The 14,293-nt window shown below is 53.6% G+C and carries 16 protein-coding genes and 1 pseudogene; 11 read left to right on the forward strand and 6 right to left on the reverse strand.

Features of this window, described 5'->3' with window-relative positions; all coding sequences use genetic code 11:
* Positions 1–45: 45 nt before the first annotated feature.
* The 4 genes from ACSFXJ_RS03715 to ACSFXJ_RS03730 are packed head-to-tail and all read left to right on the forward strand — an operon-like array spanning position 46 to position 3,666.
* On the forward strand, positions 46–690 hold the full coding sequence (locus ACSFXJ_RS03715) for a Yip1 family protein (RefSeq protein ID WP_435923885.1): 645 nt from the start codon (positions 46–48) through the stop codon (positions 688–690).
* Positions 691–713: 23 nt separating this feature from the next.
* Positions 714–1,781 (forward strand): efflux RND transporter periplasmic adaptor subunit, encoded by a 1,068-nt coding sequence (locus ACSFXJ_RS03720; RefSeq protein ID WP_435925670.1) that lies wholly within the window; start codon positions 714–716, stop codon positions 1,779–1,781.
* On the forward strand, positions 1,778–2,467 hold the full coding sequence (locus ACSFXJ_RS03725; RefSeq protein WP_435923886.1) for an ABC transporter ATP-binding protein: 690 nt from the start codon (positions 1,778–1,780) through the stop codon (positions 2,465–2,467). The genes ACSFXJ_RS03720 and ACSFXJ_RS03725 overlap by 4 nt, the downstream gene beginning before the upstream one ends.
* Complete coding sequence (locus ACSFXJ_RS03730; RefSeq protein WP_435923887.1) at positions 2,464–3,666, forward strand: ABC transporter permease; 1,203 nt, start codon at positions 2,464–2,466, stop codon at positions 3,664–3,666. The genes ACSFXJ_RS03725 and ACSFXJ_RS03730 overlap by 4 nt, the downstream gene beginning before the upstream one ends.
* A 294-nt stretch (positions 3,667–3,960) precedes the next feature.
* Here ACSFXJ_RS03730 and ACSFXJ_RS03735 read toward each other — a convergent pair whose 3' ends face one another.
* The 3 genes from ACSFXJ_RS03735 to ACSFXJ_RS03745 are packed head-to-tail and all read right to left on the reverse strand — an operon-like array spanning position 3,961 to position 6,007.
* Positions 3,961–4,161 carry a hypothetical protein gene (locus tag ACSFXJ_RS03735; protein ID WP_435923888.1) on the reverse strand — a complete coding sequence of 67 codons (201 nt, stop codon included), beginning with the start codon at positions 4,159–4,161 and terminating at the stop codon, positions 3,961–3,963.
* A gap of 29 nt (positions 4,162–4,190) precedes the next feature.
* Positions 4,191–5,093, reverse strand: coding sequence for an AraC family transcriptional regulator (locus tag ACSFXJ_RS03740; RefSeq protein WP_435923889.1), 903 nt, complete (start codon positions 5,091–5,093; stop codon positions 4,191–4,193).
* A 59-nt stretch (positions 5,094–5,152) separates the two neighbouring features.
* Positions 5,153–6,007, reverse strand: a complete 855-nt coding sequence (locus ACSFXJ_RS03745) for an alpha/beta hydrolase family protein (protein WP_435923890.1) — start codon at positions 6,005–6,007, stop codon at positions 5,153–5,155.
* 152 nt (positions 6,008–6,159) lie between these two features.
* Here ACSFXJ_RS03745 and acpS point away from each other — a divergent pair, with 152 nt between their 5' ends.
* Positions 6,160–6,558, forward strand: a complete 399-nt coding sequence (acpS, locus tag ACSFXJ_RS03750; RefSeq protein ID WP_435923891.1) for a holo-ACP synthase — start codon at positions 6,160–6,162, stop codon at positions 6,556–6,558.
* 11 nt (positions 6,559–6,569) lie between these two features.
* The gene (gene mutY, locus ACSFXJ_RS03755) at positions 6,570–7,760 is read left to right on the forward strand and encodes an A/G-specific adenine glycosylase (protein WP_435923892.1); all 1,191 of its coding nucleotides are present in this window, start codon (positions 6,570–6,572) and stop codon (positions 7,758–7,760) included.
* 86 nt (positions 7,761–7,846) lie between these two features.
* Here mutY and ACSFXJ_RS03760 read toward each other — a convergent pair whose 3' ends face one another.
* Together ACSFXJ_RS03760 and ACSFXJ_RS03765 are read right to left on the reverse strand one after the other, a co-directional pair.
* Positions 7,847–8,059 (reverse strand): hypothetical protein, encoded by a 213-nt coding sequence (locus tag ACSFXJ_RS03760; RefSeq protein WP_435923893.1) that lies wholly within the window; start codon positions 8,057–8,059, stop codon positions 7,847–7,849.
* Positions 8,060–8,076: 17 nt separating this feature from the next.
* On the reverse strand, positions 8,077–8,691 hold the full coding sequence (locus tag ACSFXJ_RS03765; protein ID WP_435923894.1) for a superoxide dismutase: 615 nt from the start codon (positions 8,689–8,691) through the stop codon (positions 8,077–8,079).
* Positions 8,692–9,053: 362 nt separating this feature from the next.
* Here ACSFXJ_RS03765 and ACSFXJ_RS03770 point away from each other — a divergent pair, with 362 nt between their 5' ends.
* From ACSFXJ_RS03770 to folE, 5 genes and pseudogenes are all read left to right on the forward strand, one after another.
* Complete coding sequence (locus ACSFXJ_RS03770; protein WP_435923895.1) at positions 9,054–9,488, forward strand: GNAT family N-acetyltransferase; 435 nt, start codon at positions 9,054–9,056, stop codon at positions 9,486–9,488.
* Between the two features lie 160 nt (positions 9,489–9,648).
* Positions 9,649–10,092 carry a ribonuclease HI gene (gene rnhA / locus ACSFXJ_RS03775; protein ID WP_435923896.1) on the forward strand — a complete coding sequence of 148 codons (444 nt, stop codon included), beginning with the start codon at positions 9,649–9,651 and terminating at the stop codon, positions 10,090–10,092.
* 84 nt (positions 10,093–10,176) lie between these two features.
* A pseudogene (queG, locus tag ACSFXJ_RS03780) lies at positions 10,177–11,352 on the forward strand (tRNA epoxyqueuosine(34) reductase QueG); the annotation flags it as partial.
* A 117-nt stretch (positions 11,353–11,469) separates the two neighbouring features.
* Positions 11,470–11,709, forward strand: a complete 240-nt coding sequence (locus tag ACSFXJ_RS03785) for a YneF family protein (protein ID WP_435923897.1) — start codon at positions 11,470–11,472, stop codon at positions 11,707–11,709.
* Positions 11,710–11,764: 55 nt separating this feature from the next.
* The gene (folE, locus tag ACSFXJ_RS03790) at positions 11,765–12,358 is read left to right on the forward strand and encodes a GTP cyclohydrolase I FolE (RefSeq protein ID WP_435923898.1); all 594 of its coding nucleotides are present in this window, start codon (positions 11,765–11,767) and stop codon (positions 12,356–12,358) included.
* Positions 12,359–12,737: 379 nt separating this feature from the next.
* On the opposite strand, the gene ACSFXJ_RS03795 is transcribed toward folE, so the two are convergent.
* Positions 12,738–13,052 (reverse strand): L-rhamnose mutarotase, encoded by a 315-nt coding sequence (locus ACSFXJ_RS03795; protein ID WP_435923899.1) that lies wholly within the window; start codon positions 13,050–13,052, stop codon positions 12,738–12,740.
* Positions 13,053–14,293 lie beyond the last annotated feature (1,241 nt).

Here is a 14,293-nt window from a genome sequence, read left to right on the forward strand (position 1 = left end):
AATACATACCTAGTGAAAGAAAATGGGAGCTTGGGAGGGAATCGTTTGAAAAACTTGTTCACGATTTTTGTGTCGCCGGTGGAGACGTTTCAAAGGGTAAAAGAGAGCAAAACGGCCTGGATCATTCCTCTGGTCGCCTTGATTCTCGTTTCGCTCGTTTTGGTTTATCTCCAAATGCCGATCCTGGAGCAGACGTTGCTGGAAGGCTTTAAGAATCAGCAGGGGATCGACCCCGCCACGCACGATGCGTTGATCGCAGGCAGTAAAATGATGGCTTGGATTACGACTCCGCTTTTTGCAGCGGCCGGCATTTTTATTATGGCATTGTTGTTTATGCTGCTTAATCTCATTGTCCGAGGTGAAGCCAAATACATGCAGCTCGTAACCCTGGCCGGTTATGCGGCTTTGCCGGGAATGGTCGGCGGATTGATTACCGGAGTCATGTTGTTTGTTTCGGATGCAAAGTCATTGACGGATGTGACGCTCAGTTTGGGGGCTTTTATAACGGAAAAAACGGGAGTCATGTATCATCTGTTATCCTTGGCCAACCCGTTCGGCATTTGGGAGCTGGCTTTGTATGTGGTCGGAGCCGCAGTGATGATGAATCGTCCCCGTAAAACCGTCGGACTTTGGATTGTCGGAATCTGGCTTATTTTTTCGGTAGGTTCGGCGCTGCTGATGTACCGGTAAACTATAGGACATAGGATAGGGTGATGGAAGTGTCAAAGAAAAAGTGGATCATCGGGGCTGTCCTGGGGCTTGTCGTTATTGGTCTTGTTCTGGTGAATATGTTGAACATGAAGCAGGCGGCCGCGGTGAAAACCGCGGAAGTGTCCGAAGGGACGATCACGGAGCAAATCTTTACGAACGGGAAGCTGGAGCCTGCCAATATCACGAAGGTTTATGCCGCCGGAAGCGGAATCGTGGAAGCCGTAAAAGTCAAGCTTGGCGATCAAGTCGCCAAAGGACAGGTGCTCCTGACGCTTAAGACGGAGGACATCAAGGAGCAGCTGGAGAAAGAGCGGCTGAATTTACAGCTTACGGAAGCCGAGCGCCTGCAGGCGAAGAAGCAGCATTTTGAAAATTTCAAAAAAATGATGAGCGAGGATCCCGGGCAGGAGGCGGAGGAGCTCGATTTGAGCTCTTACGATCTGCGGATTCAAAGCAGCAAACTGACGATTGCCGCGCTTGAAAAGAAGCTGGGCGGCAATGAAGTGCATGCCCAGGCCGACGGAACCGTAACCGCGTTGGCGGTCAATGCGGGACAGATGATCGCGGAGGGCAGCGAGGTCGCCTCGATCGCGGATTTGTCGTCGTTCAAAGTGCGGGCTTACCTGAATGAGCTGGATGCGGGAAAAGCCGGAATGGGCATGAAGGCCGTCGTGACCGGGGAATCGATTTCCGGGACATACGACGGGGAGGTGACTTACCTGGCGCCGACAGCGGAGATCGCCGATCCCGCCTCCAAGGACGCGACGGTGGAAATGGCCGTCACCCTGGAGACAGTGGCGCCCGAGCTGCGACCCGGCTACAACGTGTCGATCGCTATGGAGATCCCGGACAAGCCGCGTCTGCTCGTCCCGATCTCCGCGGTCCGGTACGAAGGGGAACAGCCGTATGTCTTTAAGGCTGAGGAAGGTATCGCCGTCAAAGTTCCCGTGACGATCGGCAAAGAGGGCGAGGAACAAATTGAAATCGTGTCCGGCGCCGCCAAGGGGGATCAGATTATCGTGGAGGGCGCGGAATCGTTAAGAGACGGCGACAAGGTGAAGGTCCAATGATTACCTTGACGGATATCACCAAAGTGTACAAAAACGGGCCTTTGGAGGTTGAAGCGCTGAGTCATATCGATTTGCGGATCGAGCGCGGGGAGTTCGTCGCCATTATGGGTACATCCGGCTCGGGAAAGTCGACGCTGATGAACATTATCGGATGTCTGGATGTTCCGACCTCGGGCAGTTACGTGCTGGACGGCGAGGAGGTTCATAAACTGAACGAGGATGACCTGGCCCGGGTGCGGAACCGCAAAATCGGCTTCGTCTTTCAGAGCTTCAATCTGCTCGGCAGGCAGACGGTGCTGCAGAATGTTACGCTGCCGATGATGTATGCCGGCATTTCCCGGGAAAAACGGCAGGCGAGAGCGCTTGAACTGCTGGACAAGGTCGGCCTGAAGGGCCGGGTCAAGCATCGGCCGAACGAGCTATCGGGCGGACAGAAGCAGAGGGTGGCGATCGCCCGGGCGCTCACGATGGATGCGCCGATTTTGCTCGCGGACGAGCCGACCGGCAATCTCGACACGAAATCCTCGCATGATATCATGGCGCTCTTCAAGGAGATTCACCGGGAAGGGACGACGATCGTCCTTGTCACGCACGAACCGGACATCGCGGAGCATGCCGACCGCGTGCTTCTGTTCGGGGACGGCAAACTGCTCAAGGATACGCGCAAAGGGAGTGTCCTTCAATGAGCATTTGGGAAAGCATATGGGTGGCTCTGGACAACTTGAGGATGAACAAGCTCCGTTCTTTTTTGACGATGATCGGCATCGTGTTCGGGGTCGCGGCGGTCGTGACCGTCGTATCCATCGGCCAAGCGGGGCAGACCTCGATCATTTCCATGGTTTCGAACTATAAGGATGGATATTTTGTCATCTATCCGAATATGAGCGATGCCGGTTCCCAAGGGGGGGACACCGACTTCAGACTCCGGGATTTTGCCGAAATCCGCAAGCTGCCGGGCGTTCAGTACGTATCTTCTTCGCTGACCTATGGAATGACGACCAAGCTGAAGCAGGATTCGCTGCGTTTTACCGTGACGGCGACCACCTCGGATACGGTAAAAATGCAAAAGATCGATCTTGCGGCGGGGAGGTTTTTTAACTCCCAGGAGGAAAGGGGCAGGCAGAAGGTCATCGTGGTCGACAAAAAGTACGCCGAAAAGGCGTTCGGATCGGCCGGCGGGGCCATCGGGAGAAAGGTCGTGCTGAATAGCGGCACATACCGGATTATCGGGGTATACAAGACGCAGGAGAGCATCTTGAGCGGCATGGAGGGGGAGCAGTATTCCGGATTTGCGCCGGTGACCGCCGTCACCTTCGGCGAGGCCGGAGACAACGAGCGCTTCGGCATGCTGGAGGTCGTCGCTTCATCGCCGGACCGGATCGACGAGACGATCAAGTCGCTGAAGGACTGGATTTCGAAGCGGAAAAACGTCGATCCCGACATCTACTTCACGCAAACGGGAAAAGAAGCCGAACAAATGGTGTCGAGCACATTCTCCGTTCTGCAGACGATCATCGGCTCGATCGCGGGCATCTCGCTCCTTGTCGGTGGAATCGGCGTCATGAACATCATGCTCGTGTCGGTCACGGAGCGGACGCGCGAGATCGGGATCCGCAAGGCGATCGGCGCGACGCCGGGAACGATCATGCTGCAATTCATGATCGAGGCGGTCATCCTGTCGTTTATCGGCGGAACGCTGGGGGCGCTGCTCGGTTTGTTTGCGGCCTATGTTTTCGCCCTTATATCAGGCTGGCCGTTCGTGGTATCGGTCTGGGCGATCCTGCTGGCCTTCGGTTTTTCGGCGGCGGTAGGGATTTTCTTCGGCCTTTACCCCGCAAACAAGGCGTCCAAGCTGCATCCGATCGAAGCGCTGCGTTACGAATAAAAGGCTAAAATCCCGCCAAGCGGCTGTTTATAGGCTTGGCGGGATTTTTTTGCGCGTGGGTGTATGATTTGGTGGGAGTAGTTGTGAAGTGTGCATATGGTGGTGCGTGTATGTTATAAAGTGTTATGTTGGGGTGGTTGGAAAATTTCCAATGAAGATGAGTAAAGTAAGGTCTGCGCAGGCGAGCTAATGTCGAGTTGCGGTAATGGCCGATGCTGGACTGTCGTACCCGTGGCAGTTACCGCATCGCAGACGAAAGGTGTGGCCCAGCAGTCAGGAACAATTGGCGGTACATTAAAGACGGTCATCCGGTACCGCGTGAGGCGGCATCCAGGGAAGCAGCCCTGTCGCCGACCAGATGGTCGCACTCCGGGTTGCTGCTCTGTCGCTGCCCGAAAAGGCTACCGCCCTGTCGGCGACAGGACGGCTGTACTCCCAGGCTAGCACACCGTCGCCGACTGAACGTCCGCACTCCCGTGCTACTGATCTAGTCACCGAACGGTAGCTCTCTCCGAACTATTGTCCTATTGTCCTGCCGCTGGCTGTACCGGAATGTATATATCGATCTGCTTGCCTTCTTCAGGCCAACAGCGCCGATCATACCACTCAAAGTCCGGAGCACAGGCCTGCTCGTAACCGGAAGAAGGGAACCACTCGGAGAAAATTTCGTTCCAGGTTTGCTGAATGGAATCGACAAATTGCTCCCCGTTCGCCGGCGGTGTCGTAAAGATGGCATAGGTCGCTTCGGGAACCTCGTATTCGACCGCGCCTTCCGGAACCACGGCCCCGGAGTCTGCCTCGAACCCGATGATGTACTGGAACGATCCGTCCTCATCGATCGTACCGCACAGCCCCAACTCGACGTCGGGGTACTTTTTGCCCGTAATACGCTCCCCGAGCCGGTCTTTCATGTAAGTTTGCCAAAAGGCAGGAATCTCGCGGCTATTTTGTCCATTCTCCGTCGTCGTCCTAATGGAGTACCCGATAACCCTCATGGCCGGGTATTTTTCAATTTTGTATTCCATATCCCATTCTCCCCGTTTTCTAAAAATTTGATCATCGAACGGCAGGTGAGGCACCGCTACGGCAGTGACAAAAGGCGGAGCCCCGAGCTTGCGGCAGGCGGTCGGCAGCATGCCGTACATTTTCCGGAACGCTCTCGTGAAAGCCTCGTGAGAACCGAAGCCGCACTCCAACGCGATATCGAGCACTTTCCGGTCCGTATACGCCAGCAGCTCCGCTGCCTTGGACAGCCGGCGTTTCCGGATGTACGAAGTGACGGTATCCCCGACAAGGTGCAAAAACGTCCGGTGAAAATGGTACTCCGAATAGTGCATCGCCTGGGCGATTCCTTTTAACGTCAAATCCTCATCTAGCCGTGATTCGATGTAATCAATGCATTGCCGAATGATTTTAAGCTGATTCATGAATCCCTCCAGACCGGTCTATGACATGAGTATAGAGAATGAGCGGGACGAAAACTTGATCATTCTTGCTGTCCGGAACCGCCAAGGGAGGATGGGAGGGTTAAATTGTCCCGGATGAAAGCTTGTGTAGCTTCAAGCGCCGCGGAGAACGGCGCGGTAAATCCCTGAAACGGGTGGACCGTACCAAAAGTATGATTGCCGTCGGGAATTTGAATCCATGGAATATCGGGACGGAGCCGGACCAGTTCCGCGGATCCTTTTCGCAAATGGGCGCCGTCTTCGGTTCCCTGGATTAGCGCGACAGGAAAGTCCTTGCTGCAGGCCAGTCTTCCGAGAAGATCGTAACGTTCGCGCTGCCGTTCCAAATCCTCGAGGATCACTTTGTCGAGCGGCATTTGTTGGCCTGTCCGTCCGTTTAATACGTGGCTTCGCCCGTTCCGGCGCATCTCTTCCTTTTGTCCGTCGCTGAACAGGTCCAGATTGGTGATTCCGTTCCATGAGATGACGCCTTGAACCTGGGCGGGGTGGTCCAGAGCATGAATGAGGCAGACCGCAGCTCCCTTGCTGTGGCCGATGAGGAACAACGGGAGCGCGGCGAGATCCGGGTCGGACCGAAGATGGGCGATCAGCTGCCGTAGATCGGAAAGCTCACGGTCATAAGTATTTATCGCAAACTTATCCAGTTCGGTAAATTCTTCGGGATCGTCGCCAATGCCGTTATGCGAAAAGTTAAACGTAATCACTTCGTTGGTGCGGCTTAAAAACTCGGCGGCGTGCGGGAACATGCCCCAATCTTTAAAGCCTTTGAATCCATGCGCGAGAACGACCAAGCTTTGCGGTGCCGTTTGTGCCGGGTAACGAGTGCATCGCAGAATATGGCCGCCTTCCAATGTGAGTTGAAAAGAGTCCGGCATGAATAACTCATCCTTTCCGGATTTTTTTACAGGAATCCTGTTTTTCCCATTATAGCATAGGGGAATGCTCGGACTCGCTTGGCGGGGGGTTCCCTGCTACAATGGAAATGTTGACGATTAACCAAGGACTAATTAGGAAGAGGGTCAATCTTTTGATATATGGAATCGGTCATGATGTAGTGGAAATCGGCCGGGTGGAGCAGATGCTGGCCGCAAAAACCGGCGAAAGGTTCAGCCAGCGCGTGCTGACTCCCAGGGAGCTTTTGCTGCCCGGATGCACCACGCGCCCTGCCGAGTTTTTGGCGGGAAGATTTGCGGCGAAGGAAGCCGTAAGCAAAGCGTTCGGATGCGGCATCGGACGGGTGCTCGGCTTTGCGGATATGGAAATTTTGCCGGTAGCTGAAGACGGGAGCGGGAAGCCGTATGTAAGGCTTTCGGACGATGCGTGGGAACGTTTGGGGCTCAGTGCGGCGAATTACGCCGTGCATCTCAGCATCACCCATGAACGGCATCTGGCTTCCGCTTTTGCCGTGGTGGAACGAGTAAGGTAAAGGAGAACGACATGCAGGAGAGTGCGAACAATAAACTATATTTCAGCACGGAGCTGCTGGAATGGTATGAACGGAACAAACGGGATCTGCCATGGCGGAGACACCGGGACCCGTATTTCATCTGGATCTCCGAAATCATGCTGCAGCAAACGCGGGTAGACACCGTCATTCCGTATTTCCAGCGGTTTATCGAACGGTTCCCGACGGTGAAGGATTTGGCGGAAGCGCCCGAAGAGGACGTGCTCAAATGCTGGGAAGGACTCGGCTATTATTCCCGGGCACGCAACTTGCAAGCGGCCGCGCGCCAGGTCATGGAGCGTCACGGCGGCGTCATTCCGGCGAACAAGGCCGATGTGGCCGCGCTTAAGGGAGTCGGCCCGTATACGACGGGCGCGATCCTCAGCATCGCATTCGATCAGCCGGAGCCGGCGGTGGACGGGAATGTGATGCGGGTGCTGTCGCGGTATTTTCTGATTCGGGAAGATATCATGAAAACAGGTACCCGCACGTTGATGGAAGAGCTCGCCAAGGAGCTCATTCCGCGCGGCCGGGCCGCGGATTTCAACCAGGCGCTGATGGAGCTGGGCGCGCTCGTGTGCACGCCGAAATCGCCGCACTGCCTTGTATGCCCGGTGATGGCCCAGTGCGCGGCCCGGCTTGAGGGCGCCGAGGAGACGCTGCCGGTGAAGAGCAAGGCGAAGCCGCCGCGTCCCGAGTACCGGCTTGTCGCCCTCGTGGAGGGAGGCGGCGAGCACGCCGGGCACGTGCTGGTCCGCCGGCGGCCGGACGCGGGGCTGCTCGCGCGGATGTGGGAGCTGCCCCACATCCCCGCCGCGGCCGATGCCGCCGAAGGGGCCGGCCTGCCCGACGGGCCGGCGATGGACCGGCTCGCCGCGGCGCTGGGCGCCGCGGGCGTAGCCGCCATGCCTGCGGAAGCGTTTATGGACGCGGAGCATACGTTCAGCCATATCCACTGGAGTCTCCGCGTCTTCCGCTTCCGGGAAGCTTCCGGCGGCATCGATGCCCTTCCGGGCCTCGCCGCCGTCGCCGAAGCCGGGGCCGCCTATGAAACCGGCGCCCCGGGCGAATCCCCCGCGGAGTACCGCTGGATCTCCCGGGAGGATATGGACGGCCTCGCTTTTCCGAACGTATTCCTAAAGATTCTCAATCGATACTTCTCAGCCGGCCGTTCGGAGGAATAAACCACTATATCGACAACAACCTAAAAAAGGCTGCCCTCGCCAACGTTATGTTTGCGGAGGGCAGCCTTTTTTCGTGCATAGGAGCTTCAAATCATCCGGTTTTCCGTCGTCTTCATCGTGTTCTGTTTGTCCGGCTCCCGGTGTTGATCGGGAGATACTTGCCCATGGTCAGTAGGCCGGTCCCCGCTGACGTTGCGGGCGAAGTTCGTGAATTGCGCTTTATGCGCATCCGCCTCATGCTTCGCCTTCAGCAGTTCCTGCGGATCGTTGGTCAAATCGTGTTGGTTATCCTTAGACATGGGATCGCCTCCTAAGTTTATTTTTTCGCAGCCTCGTACCGTTTGTTCACTTCGTCCCAGTTTATGACGTTCCAGAACGCCGCAATATAATCGGGACGCTTGTTTTGATATTTCAAATAATAGGCATGCTCCCAAACGTCCAGTCCGAGGATCGGCGTCAGGCCTTCGGACAGCGGGTTGTCCTGGTTCGGAGTGCTTGTTACCGCGAGCTTGCCGTCCTTGCCGACGACGAGCCAGGCCCAGCCGCTGCCGAAACGGGTTGTGGCGGCCTTAGTAAAGTCCTCCTTGAATTTGTCGAATCCGCCCAGCTCCCGGTCGATCGCCTCAGCTACGGCACCTTTCGGTGCGCCGCCGCCTCCGGGACCGATGATTTGCCAGAACAGCGTGTGGTTGGCGTGCCCTCCGCCGTTGTTGCGAACCGCGGTGCGAATGCTCTCCGGCACGCTGTCCAGATTGGCGATCAAGTCCTCGATGCTTTTATTTTGCAGCTCCGGCGCGCTCTCCAGAGCGGCGTTCAGATTGGTTACATAGGTATTATGGTGCCGATCGTGGTGAATGTTCATCGTCTGTTCATCGATATGGGGTTCCAGCGCATTTGCGGGATAGGGAAGTGCCGGCAATTCATAAGCCATGATCAAAGTACCTCCATTGTTGTTGTCGATTTTTGTGATGTCATTAAACTTTTTACCCGTTTATTCCAAAAACAAACGTTGTGTAAAACCAAGATGAACGAACCTATTATTGGAAAGCGTTAAAAATATTATTCATTTACATTTCCGGAACTGGAAAATAATATTCAACAAATAAATGTAAACGCTTCATATTAAGCGCTTACAGAAGAAAATTGATGTATTTCGTAGATTTATATGGTTTAATGGACAAGGAAGCAGTTTTTTCTCGTTTTTTGTCTGGATTCAATTATTCGGTGAATGTAAAAATGAACCGTCCAAATTTACATGAATCTATTATAAGTAGAGAAAAGGGAGATCATAGCATGCTTATTCGTTCCTTCCAGTTGAGTGATGCAAATCAAGTGATGGAGCTCTTGCAGGCCGCGTTAAAGGAAGACTGTTACGAAGACACAAAGCGGGCTTTCGCCAGACAATTGTCCTGGGATTCCGAATTGATTATGGTTGCGGAAGTGGATGGGGAGATAGTAGGAACGTTGATCGGTACGATTGACCAGAATACGGGCTTCATCTACCGTACGGCCGTACATCCCGACTATCGCCGCCAAGGCGTCGGCAAAAATCTCGTAACTGCTATGGAACAACGATTCAAACAGCGCAACATCAGCCGGATCATGATTGCCGGAGACGATCACAACAAGGCGATTGCTCCGTTGTACGAAGCGATGGGTTACGGCGCAAGCAAATTTCTGGAGGCGTTCCAGAAGCTTGGAATCGCAGCTGCGAGCTCGTTGTCCTAATTTATAGATAAATTTCACCGTTTTCTGCTATATTCTGCAGCTTTTAAGCATATCTTCCATCCGTTGCAATTGGGTGAAGGATATGCTTTTCTATATATTATGAGGTTTTAGTTTACTTGCCGAGGACTGTACTGCACTCGAAAATTTGGAGGTCGCTATCGTGAAAGAAGTAATGATTTATACGGATGGAGCCTGTTCGGGAAATCCGGGTCCCGGAGGCTGGGGTGCGGTTCTGTTGTATCAAGGGCATCGCAAGGAAATGTCCGGAGGTGAGCCGATGACGACCAACAACCGGATGGAGATCCAGGCGGTCATTTCGGCGCTGAGCCAGCTCAAGGAGCCATGCCGGGTCAAGGTGTACAGCGATTCCGCTTACGTGGTCAATTGCTTTCAACAAGGGTGGATCCGCGGATGGCTTAAGAACGGATGGAAGAATAGCAAAAACCAGCCCGTGGAAAATAAAGAGCTATGGGAGGAGTTGTGGCGCCTGATGGGCAACCATCAAGTAGAGTACGTGAAAGTGAAGGGCCACAGCGACAATGAACTGAACAATCATTGCGATTTGCTGGCGCGCGAAGCCATTAAGCGATTATCGGCAAAATAAGAAGAGCAGTACCAAGTGTCAGGTGCGGCCGAGACGAATTATAGACACCAAGATTACTTAAATAGGAAGGAGGGATAGAGGATGATGACAAGCGAACATTCATCGGCCGATTCCCGGGTGACGGACTTGTCAGCGTGGGATGAACTGAAGCGTGAAATTAAACGGATCGCCCCATCGCTGGGAATCGACGATGTCGGGTTTGCCTCCGCGGACCCGTTTTTGTCGTTGAAGTCGATCCTGTTGGACCGCCGGGAAAAAGGATACGAATCCGGCTTCGAAGAACCGGATATCGATAAGCGCGTCTATCCCGAACTGACGTTTGAGCAGCCCGCTTCGCTAATCTCGATCGCCGTGGCCTATCCTTCGAAAATGGACGATCCGCCCAAATCGGAGCCGGGAAAACGCCGGGGAATTCTCGCCAGATCGGCGTGGGGCCAGGATTATCATCAAGTGCTCCGGGAGGCGATGGCCAAGCTGAAGGCGTTTATTCTGGAACGGGTGCCCGATGCGCGGATTGAAGATATGGTAGATACGGGCGTTTTGGCTGACCGGGCGGTGGCGGAGCGGGCCGGCATCGGGTTCAGCGGCAAAAACTGCGCGATTATATCGCCCAAATGGGGCTCCTGGATTTATCTCGGGGAGCTTATCACCAACATTCCTTTTTCGCCGGACAGCCCGGTAACGGAAGATTGCGGCGAATGCACGAAATGTCTGGATGCTTGCCCGACGGGCGCTTTGGTGGGGCCCGGGCAATTGAACGCGCAGCGGTGCATTTCCTTTTTGACGCAAACCAAAGGGTTTCTCGACGAGGAATTCATGGTCAAAATCGGCAACCGGCTTTACGGATGCGACACTTGCCAGGTGGTATGCCCGAAAAATAAAGGGAAGTCATGGAATCACAGACCCGAGCTGCAGCCTGACCCGGAAACGGCGAAGCCGCTGCTGCTGCCGATTCTTGATCTGAGCAACCGGGAATTCAAGGAGCGTTTCGGAAGCAGCGCTGCCGCGTGGCGCGGGAAAAAGCCGATCCAGCGTAATGCCGTCATTGCGCTCGGCAATTTTAAGGACGCCTCCGCGGTTCCGAAACTCATCGACGTGATGAACAACGATCCGCGCCCGGTACTGCGGGGAACCGCAGCTTGGGCATTAAGCCGGATCGGCGGGCAGGAAGCGCTTGAAGCGGTCGAAAAGGCTTGCGGAACGGAAGCAGATCCGGAGGTGCTGGAACGCCTCGAAATCGCCCGCGGCAAGTTAAATGAAGCCTTGATGTAGCTTGCATTTCCTCGCTTGAATCGATTCGGCTTGAATGCTATGATATGTTGAGTGCTGGCCGTATGGCTTGTTGCAAGGAGATTTATTACAGGGGTGGCGTGAGTCATGGATATCGTAATTCCAATTATTACGTTAATCGTCGGTTTGGTCGGCGGTTTTGCGATCGGCGTGTTTTATTTGCGCAGACAACTGACGAAGATGCAGAGCGATCCGCAAATGCTTCAGAAGATGGCGAAACAAATGGGCTACAACTTAAACAGCAAACAAATGCAGCGTGCCCAACAGATGATGAAAAATCAAGGGGGGCAAATGCCTCAGGCCCCGGGAAAACGCAAAAAGAAGTAAGGCGCTTGAGTTCGACAGCTTGACTTCATTTATTGACTGAAAGGAGGAGGCGCTAATGGCAGGAGTTAAAGATTACGTCAACACGCAGGCTCACGACAACAGGGAGCAAATTGAGCATCATGTTCGCGAAATTCTCAAGCTGGTCGGGGAGGACGTCGAACGGGAAGGGCTGTTGGAAACGCCGGCCCGGGTAGCCCGGATGTACGAAGAAATTTTCGCCGGGTACGAAGTCGATCCGCGGGATGTTTTGGGAGTTACGTTCGAAGAGAACCACGAGGAGCTCGTTATTGTCAAGGATATCGTGTACTACAGCCAATGTGAGCACCATATGGCGCCTTTCTTCGGCAAAGTGCATATCGGATACATTCCGAGCGGCAAAATCGCCGGGCTGAGCAAATTGGCACGTCTGGTGGAGGCGGTGTCGCGTCGCCTGCAGGTGCAGGAGCGCATTACCTCGCAAATCGCCGATATTATGGACGAGGTGTTGAAACCTCAAGGCGTCATGGTCGTCGTCGAGGGCGAGCATTTATGCATGTGCTCCCGGGGCGTCAAGAAACCGGGCAGCAAAACGGTGACTTCCGCGGTACGGGGAACGTTCCGTTCGGACGCCGCTTCGCGGGCGGAGTTCCTTTCGCTGATTAAAGACTAGACGAGCTGTACGTCAAAAAACCTTTGGTTTTAAGGGGATATCCCTTGGGGCCAAAGGTTTTTCTTATGGGCATTTTCTAATGCATTGCTTGTATTTAAAAGCCGACATTTTCGCGGTTGGGATGCAAGCACCGGATACCCCCGCATCAGATCACTGTACTAACTCACAGTACTAACTCACAGTACTAACTCACAGTACAAATTCACAGTACAAATTCACAGTACAAATTCACAGTACAAATTCACAGTACAAATTCACAGTATCCTGTACCCGCTTCGACAAACGAGTTCCCGTCGGCAATATCCGTCCATCGAACCCGTATCCATGCCAATTCTAATCCAGCTCAAGTCAACCTAACTCCCGCATATATTCCTCAAATTTACTCCTTCACAAACCGGTACGCTTCCGTGATTCTTTTGGACGTACTCCCGTTCTCCCACGGTTTTAGCATATCGGACATGAATTCCTGCCACTTCAAATTTGCAGGATCACTCGCAAGCTGCTCCATGGCCGAATCGTAGTCCTCCACCTCCATAAAAGCAAAGAGTGTTCCTTCATGGTAAAAAATATGATAGCGATGAATGCCGACCTCGGCAAATTTCCGTTCCAGCTCGGGATACACTTGCTCATGCCGCTTCAAATAGGCTTCCCGATCCTTGGGATCGATTTGTAGCACGAAGGATACATGTTCCATAGACGCAGACCTCCCAAAAGGTTTATTCAAGCTTTTTCAATATGGCTTGCCGCTGCTGATGTACCCGCGCCGTGATGCTTCCGCTGCTGTGAAATTCTCGAGCTCGGCTCGGATATCGATCTAGTAGATCGGTTTTAAATGGCGTTACTTACTGGACGTTTCGGTATTATGAGCGTCTGCTGAAGGCCGGCTGCCGCCAAAGCTAACTAACGGAAGTGAGCGCCGTTATTCTAATAGAAAGCGGTCGTTTGCGTAACCTAACGGAACTGGAAGCCCTTATTCGCCATTCAACACGGTTATTTTACTCGGAATCTGCCCCATAAGAGCGCTTAGTTCCGTTAGACATGGAGATCATGCGATAAAGACCAAATAAGGGACTGTGAGTTCCGTTAGCCATGTATTCGTATCTGCCGGCCACTCATACTCAGATCGTTCTAGTAGATCGATTTCAAAATTCGATACTAACTGGACGTCTCGTCCCATGATCGTCAGCTTGGAGGCCGGCTTCGTCCAAAGCAAGCTAACGGAAGTGAGCGCCGTTATTCCAATAGAAAGCGGTCGTTTGCGTAACCTAACGGAACTGGAAGCCCTTATTCGCCATCCAACACGGTTATTTTACTTGGAATCCGTCCCATAAGAGCGCTTAGTTCCGTTAGACGTGGAAATCATACAATAAAGACCAAATAAGGGCTGTGAGTTCCGTTAGCCATGTATTCGTATCTGCCGACCACTCATACTCAGATCGTTCTAGTAGATCGATTTCAAAATTCGATACTAACTGGACGTCTCGTCCCATGATCGTCAGCTTGGAGGCCGGCTTCGTCCAAAGCTAGCTAACGGAAGTGAGCGCCGTTATTCCAATAGAAAGCGGTAGTTTGCGTAACCTAACGGAACTGGAAGCCCTTATTCGCCATTCAACACGGTTATTTTACTCGGAATCCGCCCCATAAGAGCGCTTAGTTCCGTTAGACGTGGAGATCATGCGATAAAGACCCAATAAGGGCTGTGAGTTCCGTTAGCCATGTATTCGCATTCCGTTGGCTTGGCCCTGCATACCGTCAGCTACCCCATTCCGAAATCTGCATTCCGCTAACCATGTATACCGTTGGCCACCGATGCGCGATAAGCCACCTATGTGCTAAGCCACCTATACGCGGTAAGCCACACATGAAGCAAGCCGTGCATTCCATAAGCCATGTGTTTCATCAGCAAAGCATTCTGTTATCCGTCTGTCCGATCTT

Origin of the sequence: Paenibacillus salivarius, from assembly GCF_051307165.1 — a bacterium.
Classification (GTDB): Bacteria; Bacillota; Bacilli; order Paenibacillales; family Paenibacillaceae; genus Fontibacillus.

Bases quoted from the DNA above. Each gene is read 5' to 3' on its own strand.
- ACSFXJ_RS03720 (WP_435925670.1), top strand. From the start codon at position 714: ATGGAAGTGTCAAAGAAAAAGTGGATCATCGGGGCTGTCCTGGGGCTT.
- ACSFXJ_RS03725 (WP_435923886.1), top strand. From the start codon at position 1,778: ATGATTACCTTGACGGATATCACCAAAGTGTACAAAAACGGGCCTTTG.
- ACSFXJ_RS03730 (WP_435923887.1), top strand. From the start codon at position 2,464: ATGAGCATTTGGGAAAGCATATGGGTGGCTCTGGACAACTTGAGGATG.
- ACSFXJ_RS03740 (WP_435923889.1), bottom strand. From the start codon at position 5,093: ATGAATCAGCTTAAAATCATTCGGCAATGCATTGATTACATCGAATCA.
- ACSFXJ_RS03745 (WP_435923890.1), bottom strand. From the start codon at position 6,007: ATGCCGGACTCTTTTCAACTCACATTGGAAGGCGGCCATATTCTGCGA.
- mutY (WP_435923892.1), top strand. From the start codon at position 6,570: ATGCAGGAGAGTGCGAACAATAAACTATATTTCAGCACGGAGCTGCTG.
- ACSFXJ_RS03760 (WP_435923893.1), bottom strand. From the start codon at position 8,059: ATGTCTAAGGATAACCAACACGATTTGACCAACGATCCGCAGGAACTG.
- ACSFXJ_RS03765 (WP_435923894.1), bottom strand. From the start codon at position 8,691: ATGGCTTATGAATTGCCGGCACTTCCCTATCCCGCAAATGCGCTGGAA.
- ACSFXJ_RS03770 (WP_435923895.1), top strand. From the start codon at position 9,054: ATGCTTATTCGTTCCTTCCAGTTGAGTGATGCAAATCAAGTGATGGAG.
- ACSFXJ_RS03785 (WP_435923897.1), top strand. From the start codon at position 11,470: ATGGATATCGTAATTCCAATTATTACGTTAATCGTCGGTTTGGTCGGC.
- folE (WP_435923898.1), top strand. From the start codon at position 11,765: ATGGCAGGAGTTAAAGATTACGTCAACACGCAGGCTCACGACAACAGG.
- ACSFXJ_RS03795 (WP_435923899.1), bottom strand. From the start codon at position 13,052: ATGGAACATGTATCCTTCGTGCTACAAATCGATCCCAAGGATCGGGAA.